Genomic DNA, 17,154 nt, shown 5'->3' on the forward strand with positions numbered 1-17,154 from the left:
GTCAACAGTCTGCCGGCTGTCGACAAGCGGCGTGCGATGTGTTCCATGGCCGCATGGCCGCCACCGCATCCGCCCTTTCCGCCCCGGCCCCCAGCCCCGAGGCGCTGGACCGCATTGCCCGCCGCCGTGCCGAATCGCTGGCCGAACTGGCGCATGCCGGAATCGAGCGGATGATCCTGGAGGGGCTGCTGGCGCCGGGAGCGCGGCTGAACGAGCAGGCGCTGGCGGCACGGCTCGGCGTCTCGCGCGGGCCGCTGCGCGAGGCGCTGCGGGCGCTGGAGCGCGAGGGGCTGGTGCAGGGCGGCCCGGCGCAGCGCGGCATGAGCGTGCGCCGCCTGGATGCCGCCGAGGTGGCCGAACTGTACGACACGCGCGCGCTGCTGCAGGGCTTCTGCTGCGCCCTGCTGGCGCGCCGCGCCACCGCGCCGCAGATGGCCGCGCTGCGCGCCCAGGTGGCGGCCATGGCGGCGGCGCTCTCGGCCGGCGACGCGGCGCGCTACTACGCGCTGAACCTCGCCTTTCACGACGCGATGCTGGAGGCGGCGGCGCACCGCCGCACCGCCGCCCTCTACCGCGCCATGCTGAAGGAGAGCCACCCGGTGCGCCGGCAGATGCTGGACGACGCGGAGAACCGCCGCGCCAGCAATGCCGAGCACGCGGCGATGCTGGACGCCATCGCCGGCGGCGACGCGGAGGCGGCGCGCCGCGCGGGGGAGGCGCATGTCCTGGCCGGCAAGCGCCGCTGGCTGGCCGGGCTGGGCGGCGGGTGAGGCGCCGCCGCCCCGGCCTTCCGCCTCAGGCGGCCAGCAGCTCGTCCGCCGGGCCGAAGAACTCGTGGTGGATGCGCGCTGCCGGCACGCCCAGCGCCAGCAGCGCCGCCACGAAGACGCGCAGGAAGTCGCGCGGGCCGCAGAGATAGTAATCCGCCTCCGCCAGCGGCGTGTTGGCGCGCAGCCAGTCCGGGGTAATGCGGCCGGCCACGTCGTAATCCTGGCCGGGGCGGTCCTCCGGCCGCGGGCATTCGTAGAAGGTGGTCACCTGCACCCGGCCGGCGGCGGCCAGGGCCCGCGCCTCGGCGCCCAGGGCGTGGGTGGCGCCCGAGAGCGTGCCGTGGACGAACTGCACCGGCGCCGCTGGGGCGCCGCCCGCCACGGCGTGCAGCATGCTCAGCAGCGGCGTCTGGCCGACGCCGCCGCTGAGCAGCACGACCGGCCGCGCCGGCGGCTCCGGCAGGAAGAACTCGCCGGCGGGAGCGGCGACCTTCAGCCGGGCGCCAGGCTGCACCGCGTCGTGCAGCCAGTTGGAGGCGACACCCCGCGGCTCGCGCTTCACGCTGATGCGGTAGGAGGTGCCGCCCGGGGCGGAGGAGATGCTGTAGTTCCGCTTCAGCGGCGGCTGGCCTGGAATGTCGAGCCAGAAGGTGAGGTACTGGCCGGGCCTGTGCCGCAGCACCGGGCCGCCATCGGCCGGCACCAGGATGAAGGAGGTGATGACCTCGCTCTCCCGCAGCTTCTCCGCCACGGTGAAGTCGCGCCAGCCATTCCAGCCGCCGGGCGCCGCCGCGTGCTCGGCATAGATCTGCCCCTCGCGCCCGATCAGCAGGTCGGCCAGGAACCAGTAGGCCTCGCCCCAGGCGGCCAGGATCTCCGGCGTCGCGGCCTCGCCCAGCGTGTCCCGGATGGCGCCGAGCAGGGCGTCCGCCACGAAGGGGTAGTGCTCGGGCAGGATGTTCAGCCCGACATGCTTCTGCGCGATGCGCTCCACCGCGCCGGCGAGCACGCCGAGATTGTCGATGTTGCGCGCATAGGCCAGCACCGCGCCCGCCAGCGCCTTGGGCTGCGATCCGGTCTCGCCATGGTGGGACTGGTTGAACAGGTCGCGGATGGCGGCGTTCTCGAACAGGCGCTCATACATCCGGCGGGTGAGGGCGAGGCCGTGGACCTCCAGCGCGGGAACCGTGGCCTTCACGACCGAGATGGTCTGCGCGCTGAGCGGGCGGGGCATGGCGGTCTCCATAAGGTGTATTCTACATGCTCCTTATGCGGCCCTGGTAGAAAGATGTAAAGCTGCTACATCTTCCGGATGCGGCTCACGCTCTACACGGACTACGCCCTGCGGACCCTGATCTATCTCGGGCTGCGGCCCGAGCGGCGCGTCTCCATCCGGGAGATCGCGGTGGCGCACCGCATCTCGGAGAACCACCTGGTGAAGGTGGTGCACCATCTGGGCCGCGGCGGGTTCATCGAGACCACGCGCGGCAGGGGCGGCGGGCTGCGCCTGGCGCGCGCGCCCGAGGAGATCCGCATCGGCGCGGTGGTGCGCTTCACCGAGGAGGACATGGCGCTGGTCGCCTGCTTCCAGGACAGCGCCGAGGGCGCCGGCTGCCCGCTGACCAATGCCTGCCGGCTGCAATCGCTGCTGGGCGAGGCGCTGTCCGCCTTCCTGGCGGTGCTGGACGGCCAGACGCTGCGCGACCTGCTGGACGGGCCGAACCGCCCGGTAATGGCGGCGCGGCTCGGGATCGGGGCGCCGGAGGCGGCGCCCGCGCCCGTGCCCGCCGGCTGAGCGGGCGGGCGCGGCCTTAGCCGGTCTCCAGGATGCGCAGGCTGCCCATGGGCTGGGCAGGGGCCAGCAGGTCCACCGGGCGCCCGGCCAGCAGGTCGGCCAGCACCTTCAGCGGGCCGCCATGCGCCACCACCACGCAATCCTGCCGGAGCCCGGCATGGAAGCTTCGCAACCGCGCCACCAGCGCTGCGCCGCTCTCGCCGCCCGGGGGGGCGAAACCCCAGGGATCGGCCGCCCATTCGTCCAGCGCCGCGCGGGGCACGTCGTCCCAGGCCAGGCCTTCCCAGGCGCCGAAATCCAGCTCCAGCAGCCGCGCGTCCTCCACGATGGCGGCGCCACCGGCCAGCGCCCCGGCCAGGGCGCGGCAGCGCCGGGCGGGGCTGCTGAACCAGCGCGCCGGGCCCAGCCCGGCCAGCGCCTCGCGCAGCGGCGCCGGGTCGGCCCCGCGGCCCGGCGGCACGTCCAGCCGTCCGTAGCAGAGGCCGCGCGGCAGGTCGGTGGGCAGGTGGCGCACGAGGGCGACGCGCATGGCCGGGCTACGCAGGCCGGAAGGCGGGCGCCGTTCCGGCGCGTGTCGCCAGGGCGGCCGGCGGGCATGGCGGGGCGGGGCGGCGCATCGGGCGGGTCCGTCAGGCAGGAGAGGGCGGGGCGCGGGCTCCGCAGTAACAGCCCCGTGCGGGCGGGAACAGGCGCGGGGCGGTTTTCCCGCGGCCGCGCCGGGCGCAGGATCGGGCCACCGCCCGTTCCGCCGGGCACGGCTATCACCAGATCGGAGCCTCGCCGCCCCATGCCGGACCTGATGACCAACCCCCTGGAGGCCCTGCTCGCGCCCCTGCAGGCCGCCGCCCGCCGGCACGAGACGCCCTGCGGCGAGGGCCGCATGGTGTGGCACGAATGGGGGGAGGGGGCGCCGGGGGAACCCCCGGTGGTGCTGCTGCATGGCGGCTCCGGCTCCTGGCGCCACTGGGCGCGCAACATCCCGGCCCTGGCCGCGCGCCACCGCGTCCTGGCCGCCGACCTGCCGGGGCTCGGCGAATCCGACATGCCGCCGCGGCCGGATTCGCCCGATGCCATCGCCGCCATCGTCGCCGCCGGCGTGGCGGCGCTGCTGGACCCGGTGCGCTACCGGCTGGTGGGGTTCTCCTTCGGCGCCATGATCGGCGGGCATGTGGCGCGGCAGGCGCCGGAGCGGCTGGCGAGCTTCACCCTGGTGGGCGCCGGCGCCATGGGGCTGCGCCGCCGCCCGACGCCGATGCAGCCGGTGCGCAGCCTGCAAGGCCCGGCGCGTGAGGCGGCCAACCGCGCCAACCTGGCGGCGCTGATGCTGGCCCATCCGGAGCGGATCGACGGCGCGGCCCTGGCCCTGCAGGACTGGCATGTGCGGCATGCCCGGCTGCGCAGCCGCCCCTTCGCCGGCACCACCGCGCTGCGCGATGCGCTGGAGGGCCTCGCCGTGCCCCTGGCCGGGATCTGGGGCGAGCTGGACAGCACCGCCACGCCCTGGCTGCAGGACCGGCTGGACCTGCTGCGCGCCCTGCAGCCCGGCGTGGCCCTGGCCGTGGTGCCCGATGCCGGCCACTGGGTGATGTGGGAAGCGCCGGAGGCGTTCGGGGCGGCGCTCGCCGGCACATGGGAACACGCAATGTCGTGAAGTGGCGGAGGCGTGTGAAACCGATGCGCAGGTTTCAAATTAAAGGCAAAGGAATGCCGCCGCGAGGTTCAACGCCATGTTTGTCGCCCCCTTCAAGCGTATGTCGACCCTGGATACCAGCCCCGCCGTGCGCCTCGGGACCCTCGAGGCGGAGCGGCAGGCGTCCCTGCTCCGCGTGCCGCGCGAGACCATGCCGAAGCAGCCCGGCCAGCCGCTGCCGCCCAAGGCCGGCGGCGAGCCGGTTCGCCGCTGACGGCATCGCGGCCGGGGGCGGGTTCCTCCACCGGGCCGCTTCTCCGCCCATCCTGATTCCTGCCGCCCTGGCGAATCGTCGCCGGGGCGGCTTTCCGTTCCGGGTGTTTTCCGTTCTGGGGGATGCCAGGCGCCGGGCCTAGCGGGGCAGGGCGCCGGCCAGGTCCATGCTGCCTTCCAGCCGCGCCACCAGCGCGGCGAGCCGGGGCCGGGCTTCCTGCAGCAGGTATTCCGGGCTGACCAGGAAGGAGGGGGCGCCGCAATTCACCACCATCGGCGGCAGCCCGCCGCCGGGATGGAAGCCGAGGGCGATGGCGTTCACGTCCGGCTGCCAATCGCCGAAGGAGCAGCAGCAGCCATAGTCGCGCTGCTCGGCCAGGGCCCGCTCCACCGTGGCGCGCAGCCGGGCCTCGTCCGGCGCGTGGATCTGCCGCAGCACCGCCTCGCGCTCGGCGGGGCTGCAGGCGGCCAGCCAGGCGCGGCCCATGGCGCTGTTCACCAGCGAGATGCGCGAGCCGGCCTCGAGGTTCACCGCGATCGCCGCGTCGCCCCGCGCCAGTTCCAGATAGACCACCCCCAGCCGGTCCCGCGTGCCGAGCGCCACCACGCTGTGCGTCTCGGTGGCGAGCTGCTGCAGCAGGGGGCGCGCCACGCGGCGGATGTCGAGCCCGCCCAGCATGGCGCTGCCCAGCGCCAGCACCGCCGTGCCCAGCCGGTAGCGCCCCAGCTCCGGCACGTAGTGCAGGTAGCCGAGCTGGGTGAGGGTGTGGGTCAGGCGTGAGACGGTGGAGCGCGGCAAGCCGCAGCGCGCCGCGATCTCCTGGTTGCCGAGCAGCGACTCGCCCCGGCGGAAGCAGCCCAGCACCTCCAGCCCGCGCGCCAGCGCGGTGACGAAATCGCGGTCCTGCCCGGCGGGGCTGTCCGGCTGGTGGGCTGTGGGGGCGGCACGGCGGCGTGGCATGGGCATCCTGTTCGGAATGGCGACGCCACGCTTGACGCGCGCGGCGCTTTGCGCGACCCAATAGCACAAACATGCGGAATTCAATTCCGCAATGCAGAATTAAGCGCGCCGCATCCCAGGGAGAAGACGCCGATGACCGGTCCCGTGACCTATCAGGTGGAAGACGGCATCGCCGTCATCATGGTGGAGAACCCGCCGGTGAACGCCCTCTCCGCCGCCGTGCGCGGCGGGCTGAAGGAGGCGGCCGAGCGCGCCGGCGCCGACCCGGCCGTGGCGGGCATCGTGCTGGGCGGGCGGGGCTCCACCTTCATCGCCGGGGCCGACATCACCGAGTTCGGCAAGCCGCCCGTGCCGCCCAGCCTGAACGAGGTGATCGCGGCGCTGGAGGCCTGCCCGAAGCCGGTGGTGGCCGCCATCCACGGCGCCGCGCTGGGCGGCGGGCTGGAGGTGGCGCTGGGCTGCGATGCCCGCATCGTCGGGCCGCGCGCGCAGCTCGGCCTGCCGGAGGTGAAGCTCGGGATCCTGCCCGGCGCCGGCGGCACGCAGCGCACCCCGCGCCTGATCGGCGCCGACAAGGCGGTGGCGCTGGCCGCCTCGGGCGACAAGGTTTCTGCCAGTGACGCGGTGGCGATGGGCCTCGCCGATGCGCTGGAGGAGGGCGACCTGATCGCCGCCGCCAAGGCCAAGGTGCGGGCGCTGGCCGCGGCGCCCCTGCCGCCGCGCCTGAACGTGCGGGATGACCGCCTGACCGCCCCCGGCGCCCGCGAGGCCTTCGAGGCGGCGGCGCAGAAGCTGGCCAAGCGCGCCGCCGAGGAGCCGCAGGTGGCGGCCATCGTGCAGTCCGTGCGCAACGCCTTCGAGATGCCGCTGGAGCAGGGCCTCGCCGGCGAGCGCGCCTTCTTCACCCAGCTGCGCGACGACCCGCGCAGCCTGGCGCTGCGCCATGTGTTCTTCGCCGAGCGCGCGGCGGCGCACATCCCCGGCCTGCCGCGCGGCACGCAGCCGCGCAAGGTGGCGCGCGTCGCGGTGCTGGGCGCCGGCACCATGGGGGGTGGCATCTCCATGGCCTTCGCCAATGCCGGCATCCCGGTGACGATCATCGAGACCGAGACGGCGGCGCTGGAGCGCGGCCTGAAGCGGATCGACGGCATCTATGCCACCTCGGTCAAGCGCGGCAGCCTGAGCGCCGAGGCGCATGCGAAGCGCATGGGGCTGATCGAGGGCAAGGTGGGCCTCGAGGCCGCCGCCGGCGCCGACCTGGTGGTGGAGGCGGTGTTCGAGGAGCTGGAGCTGAAGAAGGAGATCTTCGGCAAGCTGGACAACATCGCCCCCGGCGCCATCCTGGCCAGCAACACCTCCTATCTCGACATCAACGCCATGGCCGCAGCCACCTCCCGGCCGCAGGACGTGCTGGGGATGCACTTCTTCTCCCCCGCCAACGTCATGAAGCTGCTGGAGGTGGTGCGCGCCGAGAAGACCTCGCCCGAGGCGCTGGCGACGGCGGTGGAGATCGGCAAGAAGCTGGCCAAGGTGCCGGTGGTGGTGGGCGTCTGCCACGGCTTCGTCGGCAACCGGATGCTGGCGCGCCGCACCCAGCAGGCCGAGCGCCTGCTGCAGGAAGGCGCGACGCCCGCCCAGGTGGACAAGGCGCTGACCGATTTCGGCTTCCGCATGGGCCCCTTCGCCATGGGCGACCTGGCCGGGCTCGACATCGGCTGGCGCATCCGCAAGGCGACGGGCGGCAGCGCCCCCGTGGCAGACGCGCTGTGCGAGGCCGGCCGCCTCGGCCAGAAGACCGCCAAGGGCTACTATGACTACCCTGAGGGCGCGCGCGCGGGCGTGGAATCGGCCGAGGTGCAGGGCATCATCGAGGGCGTCTCGCAGAAGCTCGGCATCCAGCGTCGCCAGATCAGCCAGCAGGAGATCGCCGAGCGGCTGATCTACCCGATGATCAACGAGGGCGCGCGCATCCTTGAGGAAGGCATCGCCGCCCGCCCCGGCGACATCGATGTGGTCTGGCTCTATGGCTACAACTGGCCGGCCTGGCGCGGCGGCCCGATGCACCATGCCGATGCGCTGGGCCTCGCGCACGTTGCCGAGCGCCTCGCCGCCTATGCGGCGCAGACCGGCGACGACAGCCTCAAGCCCGCCCCGCTGCTGGCGAAGCTGGCCGCCGAGGGCGGTTCCTTCGCCAGGCTGAAGGCCGAGGCGAAGGCCGCCTGAGCGAAGCGCCGCCGGTGACCCGCGCCCCCCACCCCTGGGAGGCGTCCTACCCGCCCCAGGGGCGGTGGGACGCGCCTATCGAGACCTCCACCCTGCCGGCGCTGCTGGATGCGGCGGCGGCGCGCTGGGGCGCGCGCCCGGCGCTGCGCTACCGCGAGGCCGTGCTCTCCTTCGAGGGGCTGCGCGCGCTCGCCGACCGCGTGGCCGCCGGGCTGCTGGCCGGGGGGCTGCGCCCGGGCGAGGCGGTGGCCCTCTACCTGCCCAACACGCCGTGGCACCCCGCCTGCTTCTTCGGCGTGCTGCGCGCGGGGGGGCGGGTGGTGCATCTCTCGCCGCTCGATGCGCCGCGCGAGCTACTGCACAAGCTGCATGACAGCGGCGCCCGCTGGCTCGTCACCACCGACTTCCCGACGCTGCTGCCCAACGCGCTGCGGCTGCTGAAGGAAGGCGCGGTGGAGCGCGCCTTCCTGGCGCCGGAAGCCGAATGGGGCGGCACGCCGGCCCCGGCGCAGCCGGATTTTTGTTCGCTGCCGCTGGCGGAGCCGGACGGCACGCCCTGGCCGGTGCTGGACGAGGATGCGGTGGCGCTGCTGCAATACACCGGCGGCACCACCGGCCGGCCCAAGGGCGCGATGCTGACGCACCGCAACCTCACCGCCGCCGTCTCCATCTACCGTGCCTGGCGCGACACGGACACGCTGGAGCCCGGCGCGCAGCGCGTGCTGGGGGCGCTGCCGCTGTTCCACATCTACATGCTGGCCGCCGTGCTGCTGCGCCACCTGGCCGACGGCAACGAGCAGATCCTGCTGCCGCGCTTCGACGCCGCGCAGGCGGCGGACCTCATCGAGCGCGAGCGCATCACCATCTTCCCCGGCGTGCCGACCATGCTGATCGGCCTGCTCAACCTGCCCGGCATCGAGGCGCGGGACCTCTCCTCGCTGCGGCAATGCTCCTCGGGCGGGGCGCCGATGCCCTTCGAGGTGCAGCAGAGGCTGGAGGCGCTGCTGAAGCTCCGCGTCGGCGGCGGCTGGGGGATGACGGAGACGGGGCCGGCCGGCAGCCGAATGCCCTTCCACGGCCCGAAGCGCGCCGGGATGATCGGCCTGCCGCTGCCGGGGGTGGAGATGCGCGTCGTGGCGCTCGACGACCCTTCCCGCGCCCAGCCGCCCGGCGAGCATGGCGAGATCGCCATCCGCGGCCCCAATGTCTTCCCCGGCTACTGGAACCGCATGGAGGAGAACGCCGCCGCCTTCCGCGATGGCTGGTTCCTCACCGGCGATCTCGGCTGGATGGACGAGGCCGGCTACTTCACGCTGGTGGACCGGCGGAAGAACATGATCATCTCCTCCGGCTTCAACGTCTATCCGGCGGCGATCGAGCAGGCCATCTACGAGCACCCGGATGTCGAGGAATGCCTCGTCATCGGCGTGCCGGACCCCTACCGGGGGCAGGCGGCCAAGGCCTTCGTCAAGCTGCGCGACACGGCGCCGGTGCTGACGCTGGAGACGCTGCGCGCCTTCCTGGCCGACCGCATCGGCCGCCACGAGATGCCCGCGGCGCTGGAACTGCGCGCCGCCCTGCCGCGCAGCCCGGCCGGAAAGCTGCTGGCCGCCCGCCTCCGCGAGGAAGAAGCGGCGGCGCAAGAGACAACCCACAAGGAAATGCCCGTATGAGGGAAGCCGTCATCGTCTCCACCGCCCGCACGCCGATCGGCCGCGCGGCGCGGGGCAGCCTGAACATCACCCACGGCGCCGAGATGGCGGCGCACGCCATCACCCATGCCCTCTCCCGCGCCGGGGTGGAGCCGGCGGCGGTGGAGGAGGTGATCCTGGGCTGCGGCTACCCCGAGGGCGCCACGGGCGGCAACATCGCCCGCGCCGGGCTGCTGCGCGCCGGCCTGCCGGTGGAGACGGCCGCCATGGTGGTCAGCCGCTTCTGCGCCTCCGGCCTCGATGCCATCGCCAACGCCGCGCGGCGGGTGATGGTGGATGGCGTGGATGTCGCCGTGGCCGGCGGCCTCGAATCGATCAGCCTGACCGTGCCGAAGGTGGACCGCGCCGCCGCGCGCAACGCCTGGCTGGCCGAGCACCGCCCACATCTCTACGACAGCATGATCGAGACCGCCGACCTCGTGGCCGAGCGCTACAACATCTCGCGCGAGGCGCAGGACGAGTTCGCGCTGCTCAGCCAGCAGCGCACCGCCGCCGCGCAGCAGGCCGGGGTGTTCGACAACGAGATCGCGCCGATGGAAGTCACCTACGCGGTGACGGACAAGGCCACGGGCGAGGTGTCGAAGCAGACCAAGATCTTCGACCGCGACGAGGGCAACCGCGCCGACACCACGCTGGAGGGGCTGGCGAAGCTGAAGCCGGTGCGCGAGGGCCAGTTCATCACCGCCGGCAATGCCAGCCAGCTCTCCGACGGCGCCAGCGCCTGCGTGGTGATGTCGGCGGAGGAGGCGGCGCGGCGGGGCCTGAAGCCGCTCGGCATCTTCCGCGGCTTCGCCAGCGCCGCCTGCGAGCCGGAGGAGATGGGCATCGGCCCGGTCTTCGCCGTGCCGCGCCTGCTCAAGCGCCAGGGCCTGACGGTGGACGACATCGACCTGTGGGAGCTGAACGAGGCCTTCGCCTCGCAGTCCATCTACTGCCGCGACCAGCTCGGCATCCCGCAGGAGAAGCTGAACGTGAATGGCGGCGCCATCTCGATCGGCCATCCCTTCGGCATGAGCGGCGCGCGGCTGGTGGGCCATGCGCTGCTGGAAGGCAAGCGGCGCGGTGCCAGGCGCGCCATCGTCACCATGTGCGTGGCCACCGGCATGGGTGCCGCCGGCCTGTTCGAGATCTGCTGAGAGGGGACGCCGCCATGGAACTCCGCTACACGCCCGAGGAAATCGCCTTTCGCGACGAGCTGCGCGCGACCTTCCGCAGCAAGATCCCGGCCGAGATCCGCCAGAAGGTGAGCGAGGGCCGCCACCTGGAGCGCGACGAGATCGCGCAGGCCCACCGCATCCTGCACGCCGAGGGGCTGGCCACGCCCAACTGGCCGGTGCAGTGGGGCGGCAAGGACTGGACCCCCGTGCAGCGCTACATCTACACGGAGGAGGTGCAGTTCAACGCGGTGCCGATGCCGCTCTCCTTCAACGTCGCCATGGTCGGGCCGGTCATCGCCAACTTCGCGAGCGAGGAGCAGAAGCAGAAGTTCCTGCCCGCCACGGCCAGCCTGGATATCTGGTGGGCGCAGGGCTTCTCGGAGCCCGGCTCCGGCTCCGACCTCGCCAGCCTCAAGACCACGGCGAAGCGCGAGGGCGACCACTACATCGTCAACGGGCAGAAGACCTGGACCACGCTCGGCCAGCACGCCGACTGGATCTTCCTGCTCGTGCGCACCGATCCGGCGGCGCCGAAGAAGCAGCAGGGCATCTCCTTCCTGCTGGCCGACATGAAGACGCCGGGCATCACCGTGCGGCCGATCATCACCATCGATGGCGGGCACGAGGTGAACGAGGTCTTCTTCGACGACGTGAAGGTGCCCGTCGAGAACCTCGTCGGCGAGGAGAACAAGGGCTGGGACTACGCCAAGTTCCTGCTCTCCAACGAGCGCACCAACATCGCCCGCGTCGGCTTCTCGAAGGAGAAGCTGGCGCTGGTCAAGGCGCGCGCCAAGGAGACGCCGGCCGGCGAGGGCATGCTGTGGGACGATGTGGGCTTCCGCCACCGCGTCGCCATGGCCGAGATCGAGCTGAAGGCGCTGGAGATCACCCAGATGCGCGCGGTCGCCGCGCAGCGCCACCGCGCCGCCGACAAGCCGGACCCCACCTCCTCGATCCTCAAGATCAAGGGCTCCGAGATCCAGCAGATGGCCACCGAGCTGATGATGACGGTGGCCGGGCCCTATGCCGCCGCCATGCCGGGGCACTCGCACAACGAGCCGCCCGTGGGGCCGGACTGGGCGGATGCCGTGGCGCCGCAGTTCTTCAACTACCGCAAGGTGTCGATCTACGGCGGCTCGAACGAGATCCAGCGCAACATCATCGCCAAGGCCTTCCTCGGTCTCTGACAGGGGGCCTCTGAGACAGGAGAGTTTCATGGATTTCGATCTGACCGAGGAACAGCGCCTCCTGAAGGAGAGCGTCGACCGGCTGATGGCCGACGCCTATGGCGATTTCGAGAAGCGGAAGCACCACCAGGACAACCCGCAGGGCTACAGCCCGAAGCTGTGGTCGCAATATGCCGAGATGGGGCTGCTCGGCCTGCCCTTCAGCGAGGAGCAGGGCGGCTTCGGCGGCGGCGCCGTCGAGACGATGACGGTGATGGAGGCGATCGGGCGTGGCCTCGCCGTCGAGCCCTATCTCGCCACCGTGGTGCTGGGCGGCGGCTTCCTGCGCCTCGGCGGCAGCGCGGCGCAGCAGGAGGCGCTGATCCCCGGCATCGCCGAGGGCAGCACCACCCTGGCCTTCGCGCAGATCGAGCGCCAGTCGCGCGACGACCTGTTCGATGTCGCCACCACCGCCCGCCGCACCGATGGCGGCTGGGTGCTGGATGGCGCCAAGAGCCTGGTGCTGCATGGCGACAGCGCGCAGCACCTGATCGTCTCCGCCCGCACCGCCGGGCAGCGGCGGGACCGCGGCGGCATCTCCCTGTTCGTTGTTCCTGCCGATGCGCAGGGCGTCTCGCGCCGCGGCTACCCGACGCAGGACGGGCTGCGCGCCGCCGAGGTGCTGCTGGAGGGCGTCGCGCTCCCCGCCGGTGCACTGCTCGGCGCCGAGGGCGAGGGGCTGGCGCTGATGGAGCGGGTGGTGGACGTGGCGCTCGCCGCGCTCTGCGCCGAGGCGGTGGGCGCCATGGAGGCACTGCACGAGCTGACGCTGGACTACCTGAAGCAGCGCAAGCAGTTCGGCGTCACCATCGGCAGCTTCCAGGCGGTGCAGCACCGCGCGGCGGACATGCTGGTGGCGCTGGAGCAGGCGCGCTCCATGTCGATGTACGCGGCGATGATGGCGGAGAACCCGGACCCGGCGGTGCGCCGCCCGGCCATCGCCGCCGCCAAGGCGCTGGTGAACCGCTCGGCCGAGTTGATCGGCAAGGAGGCGATCCAGCTGCATGGCGGCATCGCCATGACGATGGAGTACAAGGCCGGCCACTACTTCAAGCGGCTGACCATGCTGGTGAACCAGTTCGGCGAGACCGACACGCATCTGCGCGTCGTGGCCGCCGCCGGGGGACTCAGCGAAGCGGCATGAAGGGTTCTTTTTTGTAAAAAAGAACCAAAAAACTTTTGTCAGTCTGGCGGTGCGCGGGTTGCTGGCGCACCGCCAGACGAACAAAGTCTTTTTGTTTCTTTTTCTTCAGAAAAAGAAGAATGCTTCACTTCACCCTGAAGATCGTCACGTCCCGCCAGTCGCGATCCTCCAGCTCCCGTGTCGTCGGCACGCGCATGGTGGCGATGGCCTCCATCCCGTCCTTCGGCAGGTAGGCCCGGCCGGGGTCGGCCAGCAGCACCTCCGCCCCCTCGGCGGCCAGGCGGCGCAGCCATGGCATGATGTGCCCGGTCATCGGTGCCTCGTAGCAGACATCGCCCGCCAGCACCGTGTCCCAGCGCCGTGGCTGGCCCACCACATCCGCCTCGGCGGCGGCGACGGTCACGCCGTTCAGCGTGGCGTTGAGGTGGATGGCGGCGATGGCCAGCGGGTCGATCTCGGCGGCCTCCACAAGGCGCGCGCCCTGCCGCGCGGCGGCGATGGCGGCCAGCCCGCCGCCCGCTGCGAAGTCCAGCACCCGCCGCCCGGCGACGGGGATGGTGCCATCCAGGATCAGCCGCGCCAGCACCTGGCTGCCGGGCCAGGCGAAGGCCCAGAAGGGCGGCTCGATGCCCTGCATCCGCAGCCAGTCCTCGCTGGCCTGCCAGATCGGCGTGATCTCGGTGGCGAGGTGGAGTTCGATCTCGGGCGTCAGCGCCGGGCGGGCGATGGCGGTGTGGGTGGCGATGAAGGCGCCATCATCCCGGGGGTCATCGCGCCTCACAGGCGGCCCGCCAGGAAGGCGAGGGCGATCAGCAGCCCCACCTCGCGGTTGTTCTGGAACAGGCGCAGGCAGCGGGCGGGGTCGTGGATGTCGAGCCGTGCCACCTGCCAGCCCAGCACCGCCGCCGGCGCCAGCAGCACGGGGTAGAAGAGCGGCCCCAGCCCCGCCTGCCAGCCGGCCGCCAGCAGCAGCGCCACGGCACCGCCATAGCAGGCGACGAGAAAGGGCCGCGTGCGCTCGCCCAGGCGGCGCGCGCTGCTGCGCACCCCCACCAGCGCGTCATCCTCGCGGTCCTGGTGGGCGTAGATGGTGTCGTAGCCCAGGATCCAGAGGAAGGCGGCGGCGTAGAGCAGCAGCCCGGGGGCATCCAGCCGGCCGGTGGCGGCGGCGTAGCCCATCGGCGCGCCCCAGGAGAAGGTGAGGCCGAGCACCGCCTGCGGCCAGTCCGTGACGCGCTTGGCCAGCGGGTAGAGCCCCACCGGCACCAGCGAGACGACCCCGAGCAGGATGGACAGCCCGTTGAGCTGCACCAGGATGATCAGCCCGAGCGCCAGCAGCGCACTGAGGAAGGCCAGCGCCTGCCGCGGCGAGACGGCGCCAGAGGCGAGCGGGCGCCCGGCGGTGCGCGTCACCTGCCGGTCCAGGTCGCGGTCCCACAGGTCGTTGACGACGCAGCCCGCGCCGCGCATCACCACGGAGCCGATGCCGAACAGCAGGATGAGCGCCACGCCCACCCCCCAGCCCGGCGCCGCCAGGGCGAAGGCCCAGAGCGCCGGCAGGAACAGCAGCCAGGCACCGATGGGCCGGTCCAGCCGCATCAGCAGGGCGAAGGGCTGCCAGCCCTCGGGGAGTTGCGCGACCCAGCTGCGGGCGCGGATATCGGTGTGCGTGTTCACGTCTCTATAAGCCTCGCCGGAGGGCGCCATGTCCATCCCACGCCTGTATGTCGAAGCCGCCCTGGGCGCGGATGCCGAGCTGCCGGGGCTGCCCGGCCAGGGCCACTATCTGGGCCAGGTGATGCGCAAGCGGGAGGGCGACCCGGTGCTGCTGTTCAACGGCCGGGACGGCGAGTGGCGCGCCAGCATCGCCGCCCTGCGCAAGGACAAGGTGAGCTTCCGCCCCGAGGCCGAGGCCCGCCCCCAGGCCGCCTCGCCCGACCTGCGGCTGCTGCTGGCGCCGGTGAAGCGCGACGCGATGGACTGGATCGTGGAGAAGGCCACGGAGCTCGGCGTGCGGCGCATCCAGCCCGTCTTCACCGCGCGCTGCGTGGTGGGGCGGGTGAACCTGGAGCGGCTCGGCGCCATCGCCCGCGAGGCGGCGGAGCAGTGCGAGCGGCTGGACCTGCCGGAGATCGCCCCCCCGCTCGACCTGCACGCGGCGCTCGATGCCTGGGACGGCGCCCCCCTGCTGGTGGGGGATGCGCGCGGCAAAGCACCATCGCTCAGCGTGGTATTGCAGGGAAAGGCGCCGCCGATCGGGCTTCTCGTCGGGCCGGAAGGTGGATTCACGGAGCCGGAGCTTGACGCGGTGCGCCGGCGACCCTTTGTTTCACCGGCCGCGCTCGGGCCCCGCATCCTGCGGGCCGAGACGGCAGCGGTCGGGGGCCTCGCCGTGCTTCAGGCACTGGCGGGGGACTGGGCCGCTCCCTCCTGAGCTTTTTTCCTGCACGCCAGCCACGCCGGGCACTTTGCGCCCCGGGCCCCGGGCATATGGAAGGTGACCATGTCGAATCCCGGCGAGGCCGATCTCACGCCGATCACATCCGTGCGGCAGCTGGCGGAATGGTTCGCGCAAGGCAGCAAGCCGCGCGAAGCCTGGCGCATCGGCACCGAGCACGAGAAGTTCGGCTTCCGCCGCGACGACCTCTCCCCCCCGCCCTACGAGCCGGGCGGCATCCGCGCCATGCTGGAGGGGCTGGAGCGCATGGGCTGGGAGCCGATCCTGGACCGCGGCAACCCGATCGGGCTGAAGCGCGGCGATGCCTCGGTCAGCCTGGAGCCAGGCGGGCAGTTCGAGCTCTCCGGCGCGCCGCTCAAGGACCTGCACGGCACCGCGGCGGAGCTCGAGGACCATCTGCGCGAGGTGCGGGAGGTGGCCGCGCCGCTCGGCCTCGGCTTCGCGCCGCTCGGCTTCCACCCGCTGGCCCGGCGGGAGGACATGCCGTGGATGCCGAAGGGCCGCTACGCCATCATGCGGGAGTACATGCCGCGCGTCGGCGCCATGGGGCTCGACATGATGCTGCGCACCTGCACCGTGCAGGTGAACCTCGACTTCGGCGACGAGGCCGACATGGTGGAGAAGCTGCGCATCAGCCTCGCCCTGCAGCCGCTGGCCACCGCGCTCTTCGCCAACTCCCCCTTCCGCGAGGGGCGGCCCAACGGCTTGCGCACCCTGCGCGGCCGCGTCTGGACCGAGACGGACCCGGACCGCACCGGCATCCCCCCCGTGGTGTTCGAGGCGGGCTTCGGCTTCGAGCGCTTCGCGCAGCATGTGCTCGACGTGCCGATGTACTTCCTGATGCGCGAGGGCCAGTGGATCGACGCCACCGGCTCCACCTTCCGCGACTTCATGGCGCGCGGCCTGCCCGGCCACCCCGGCATCGAGGCGACGATGGGGGACTGGGCGGACCATGTGACCACCGTCTTCACCGATGTCCGCCTCAAGCGCTTCCTGGAGATGCGCGGCGCCGATGCCGGCAGCCCGGAGATGATGGTGGCCCTCTCCGCCTTCTGGACCGGCCTGCTCTACGACGACGCGGCGCAGAAGGCCGCCGCCGCCCTGGTGCGCGGCTGGGACGTGGCGGAGATGCAGGCGCTGCGCGTGGCGGTGCCGGAGGGGGGGCTGGCCACGCCCTTCCGCGGCGCCACGGTGCGCGAGCTGGCGCATGTGGCGGTGGCCATCGCGCGCGACGGGCTGCGCGCCCGGGGCCTCGGCGAGGAGCGCCACCTGGCGCCGCTGGAGCGCATCGTGGAAAGCGGCGAGACCCAGGCCGACCGCTGGCTGCGCCTCTATGGTTCGGAATGGGGCGGCGACGTCTCCCGCATCCTGGCGGCGGCGGCGGTCTGAGGCGCGGCACCGCCCGCCGGCGGTGCCTTCTGCCAGCCTCCGCTCAGGCAGGCACCGGGGCATGGCGCTGTGCCGCCTCGGCCATCAGCCGGATGGCCGCCGGCACGTCGGGCGCCGTGCCCAGCGTCTCCAGGGCCTCGTCCACGCTCAGCAGCAGGCGCAGGCCATGCGGGAAGCGCTGGATGATCACGCACCACTCCTCTTCCGCCCAGGCGGTGGGAGCGGCGAGCAGCGTCACCTCGCCGTCGCAGCCGACGCTGGGGAACAGGCTCCAGCGCCCGGGCAGGGCACGCAGGCCGGCCGTCAGCGCGGCGATCTCGGCGGCGCTGAGCCGGTCGGCTTCCTGGAAAACATGCACCGCGCACATTCTGTGCCCCTTTAACGTCCGGGGCACGACAGCCGCACCCACACCCGGT

At 72.7% G+C, this 17,154-nt stretch carries 17 protein-coding genes; 11 read left to right on the forward strand and 6 right to left on the reverse strand.

Translation table 11 applies throughout. The features are described from left to right. Nucleotides 1–53: 53 nt before the first annotated feature. The gene (locus tag ACFOY6_RS11940; protein WP_109515605.1) at nucleotides 54–770 is read left to right on the forward strand and encodes a GntR family transcriptional regulator; all 717 of its coding nucleotides are present in this window, start codon (nucleotides 54–56) and stop codon (nucleotides 768–770) included. A 25-nt stretch (nucleotides 771–795) separates the two neighbouring features. Here ACFOY6_RS11940 and hmpA read toward each other — a convergent pair whose 3' ends face one another. Further along, on the reverse strand, nucleotides 796–2,004 hold the full coding sequence (hmpA, locus tag ACFOY6_RS11945; RefSeq protein WP_379650907.1) for an NO-inducible flavohemoprotein: 1,209 nt from the start codon (nucleotides 2,002–2,004) through the stop codon (nucleotides 796–798). A gap of 78 nt (nucleotides 2,005–2,082) precedes the next feature. Between hmpA and ACFOY6_RS11950 the strand changes: the two genes are divergently transcribed. Then, nucleotides 2,083–2,565, forward strand: a complete 483-nt coding sequence (locus tag ACFOY6_RS11950) for an RrF2 family transcriptional regulator (RefSeq protein ID WP_379650909.1) — start codon at nucleotides 2,083–2,085, stop codon at nucleotides 2,563–2,565. 16 nt (nucleotides 2,566–2,581) lie between these two features. Here ACFOY6_RS11950 and ACFOY6_RS11955 read toward each other — a convergent pair whose 3' ends face one another. Continuing rightward, on the reverse strand, nucleotides 2,582–3,094 hold the full coding sequence (locus ACFOY6_RS11955; protein WP_379650911.1) for a histidine phosphatase family protein: 513 nt from the start codon (nucleotides 3,092–3,094) through the stop codon (nucleotides 2,582–2,584). A gap of 258 nt (nucleotides 3,095–3,352) precedes the next feature. Between ACFOY6_RS11955 and ACFOY6_RS11960 the strand changes: the two genes are divergently transcribed. Both ACFOY6_RS11960 and ACFOY6_RS11965 read left to right on the forward strand, forming a co-directional pair. Next, complete coding sequence (locus ACFOY6_RS11960; RefSeq protein ID WP_379650913.1) at nucleotides 3,353–4,216, forward strand: alpha/beta fold hydrolase; 864 nt, start codon at nucleotides 3,353–3,355, stop codon at nucleotides 4,214–4,216. A gap of 76 nt (nucleotides 4,217–4,292) precedes the next feature. After that, entirely contained in the window at nucleotides 4,293–4,469 is a 177-nt protein-coding gene (locus ACFOY6_RS11965) for a hypothetical protein (RefSeq protein WP_379632106.1), read from the forward strand. Between the two features lie 138 nt (nucleotides 4,470–4,607). On the opposite strand, the gene ACFOY6_RS11970 is transcribed toward ACFOY6_RS11965, so the two are convergent. Further along, nucleotides 4,608–5,429: an IclR family transcriptional regulator gene (locus tag ACFOY6_RS11970; RefSeq protein WP_219929674.1), complete on the reverse strand. Its 822-nt coding sequence runs from the start codon at nucleotides 5,427–5,429 to the stop codon at nucleotides 4,608–4,610. A gap of 132 nt (nucleotides 5,430–5,561) precedes the next feature. Here ACFOY6_RS11970 and ACFOY6_RS11975 point away from each other — a divergent pair, with 132 nt between their 5' ends. Genes ACFOY6_RS11975 through ACFOY6_RS11995 form a run of 5 tightly spaced genes read left to right on the forward strand, consistent with a single transcriptional unit; the run spans nucleotide 5,562 to nucleotide 12,891 of the window. Next, on the forward strand, nucleotides 5,562–7,652 hold the full coding sequence (locus ACFOY6_RS11975) for a 3-hydroxyacyl-CoA dehydrogenase NAD-binding domain-containing protein (RefSeq protein ID WP_379650916.1): 2,091 nt from the start codon (nucleotides 5,562–5,564) through the stop codon (nucleotides 7,650–7,652). Between the two features lie 14 nt (nucleotides 7,653–7,666). After that, the gene (locus tag ACFOY6_RS11980; protein WP_379650918.1) at nucleotides 7,667–9,325 is read left to right on the forward strand and encodes an AMP-binding protein; all 1,659 of its coding nucleotides are present in this window, start codon (nucleotides 7,667–7,669) and stop codon (nucleotides 9,323–9,325) included. After that, nucleotides 9,322–10,500, forward strand: coding sequence for an acetyl-CoA C-acyltransferase (locus tag ACFOY6_RS11985; protein WP_379650920.1), 1,179 nt, complete (start codon nucleotides 9,322–9,324; stop codon nucleotides 10,498–10,500). The genes ACFOY6_RS11980 and ACFOY6_RS11985 overlap by 4 nt, the downstream gene beginning before the upstream one ends. A gap of 14 nt (nucleotides 10,501–10,514) precedes the next feature. Beyond that, complete coding sequence (locus ACFOY6_RS11990; RefSeq protein ID WP_109515598.1) at nucleotides 10,515–11,708, forward strand: acyl-CoA dehydrogenase family protein; 1,194 nt, start codon at nucleotides 10,515–10,517, stop codon at nucleotides 11,706–11,708. A gap of 28 nt (nucleotides 11,709–11,736) precedes the next feature. Continuing rightward, a complete protein-coding gene (locus ACFOY6_RS11995) occupies nucleotides 11,737–12,891 on the forward strand; it encodes an acyl-CoA dehydrogenase family protein (protein WP_379632118.1) in 1,155 nt (384 codons plus the stop codon). A 124-nt stretch (nucleotides 12,892–13,015) separates the two neighbouring features. On the opposite strand, the gene ACFOY6_RS12000 is transcribed toward ACFOY6_RS11995, so the two are convergent. Both ACFOY6_RS12000 and ubiA read right to left on the reverse strand, forming a co-directional pair. Continuing rightward, on the reverse strand, nucleotides 13,016–13,672 hold the full coding sequence (locus tag ACFOY6_RS12000) for a class I SAM-dependent methyltransferase (RefSeq protein ID WP_379650922.1): 657 nt from the start codon (nucleotides 13,670–13,672) through the stop codon (nucleotides 13,016–13,018). Then, nucleotides 13,669–14,604, reverse strand: coding sequence for a 4-hydroxybenzoate octaprenyltransferase (gene ubiA, locus ACFOY6_RS12005; RefSeq protein ID WP_379650924.1), 936 nt, complete (start codon nucleotides 14,602–14,604; stop codon nucleotides 13,669–13,671). The genes ACFOY6_RS12000 and ubiA overlap by 4 nt, the downstream gene beginning before the upstream one ends. Between ubiA and ACFOY6_RS12010 the strand changes: the two genes are divergently transcribed. Next, entirely contained in the window at nucleotides 14,597–15,325 is a 729-nt protein-coding gene (locus ACFOY6_RS12010) for a 16S rRNA (uracil(1498)-N(3))-methyltransferase (RefSeq protein WP_379650926.1), read from the forward strand. The genes ubiA and ACFOY6_RS12010 overlap by 8 nt on opposite strands. Nucleotides 15,326–15,394: 69 nt before the next feature. Further along, nucleotides 15,395–16,738, forward strand: coding sequence for a glutamate--cysteine ligase (locus tag ACFOY6_RS12015; protein WP_379650928.1), 1,344 nt, complete (start codon nucleotides 15,395–15,397; stop codon nucleotides 16,736–16,738). A gap of 43 nt (nucleotides 16,739–16,781) precedes the next feature. On the opposite strand, the gene ACFOY6_RS12020 is transcribed toward ACFOY6_RS12015, so the two are convergent. Beyond that, nucleotides 16,782–17,096, reverse strand: coding sequence for a hypothetical protein (locus tag ACFOY6_RS12020; protein WP_379632124.1), 315 nt, complete (start codon nucleotides 17,094–17,096; stop codon nucleotides 16,782–16,784). Between the last annotated feature and the right edge of the window lie 58 nt (nucleotides 17,097–17,154).

The organism is Teichococcus aestuarii (assembly GCF_042651065.1).
In the GTDB taxonomy this organism is placed as follows: Bacteria; Pseudomonadota; Alphaproteobacteria; order Acetobacterales; family Acetobacteraceae; genus Pseudoroseomonas; species Pseudoroseomonas aestuarii.

Bases quoted from the DNA above. Each gene is read 5' to 3' on its own strand.
- ACFOY6_RS11990 (WP_109515598.1), top strand. From the start codon at position 10,515: ATGGAACTCCGCTACACGCCCGAGGAAATCGCCTTTCGCGACGAGCTG.
- ACFOY6_RS11995 (WP_379632118.1), top strand. From the start codon at position 11,737: ATGGATTTCGATCTGACCGAGGAACAGCGCCTCCTGAAGGAGAGCGTC.
- ACFOY6_RS11950 (WP_379650909.1), top strand. From the start codon at position 2,083: ATGCGGCTCACGCTCTACACGGACTACGCCCTGCGGACCCTGATCTAT.
- hmpA (WP_379650907.1), bottom strand. From the start codon at position 2,004: ATGCCCCGCCCGCTCAGCGCGCAGACCATCTCGGTCGTGAAGGCCACG.
- ACFOY6_RS12010 (WP_379650926.1), top strand. From the start codon at position 14,597: ATGTCCATCCCACGCCTGTATGTCGAAGCCGCCCTGGGCGCGGATGCC.
- ACFOY6_RS11940 (WP_109515605.1), top strand. From the start codon at position 54: ATGGCCGCCACCGCATCCGCCCTTTCCGCCCCGGCCCCCAGCCCCGAG.
- ACFOY6_RS11975 (WP_379650916.1), top strand. From the start codon at position 5,562: ATGACCGGTCCCGTGACCTATCAGGTGGAAGACGGCATCGCCGTCATC.
- ACFOY6_RS11955 (WP_379650911.1), bottom strand. From the start codon at position 3,094: ATGCGCGTCGCCCTCGTGCGCCACCTGCCCACCGACCTGCCGCGCGGC.
- ACFOY6_RS11965 (WP_379632106.1), top strand. From the start codon at position 4,293: ATGTTTGTCGCCCCCTTCAAGCGTATGTCGACCCTGGATACCAGCCCC.
- ubiA (WP_379650924.1), bottom strand. From the start codon at position 14,604: ATGGACATGGCGCCCTCCGGCGAGGCTTATAGAGACGTGAACACGCAC.
- ACFOY6_RS12015 (WP_379650928.1), top strand. From the start codon at position 15,395: ATGTCGAATCCCGGCGAGGCCGATCTCACGCCGATCACATCCGTGCGG.
- ACFOY6_RS11970 (WP_219929674.1), bottom strand. From the start codon at position 5,429: ATGCCACGCCGCCGTGCCGCCCCCACAGCCCACCAGCCGGACAGCCCC.
- ACFOY6_RS11960 (WP_379650913.1), top strand. From the start codon at position 3,353: ATGCCGGACCTGATGACCAACCCCCTGGAGGCCCTGCTCGCGCCCCTG.
- ACFOY6_RS11985 (WP_379650920.1), top strand. From the start codon at position 9,322: ATGAGGGAAGCCGTCATCGTCTCCACCGCCCGCACGCCGATCGGCCGC.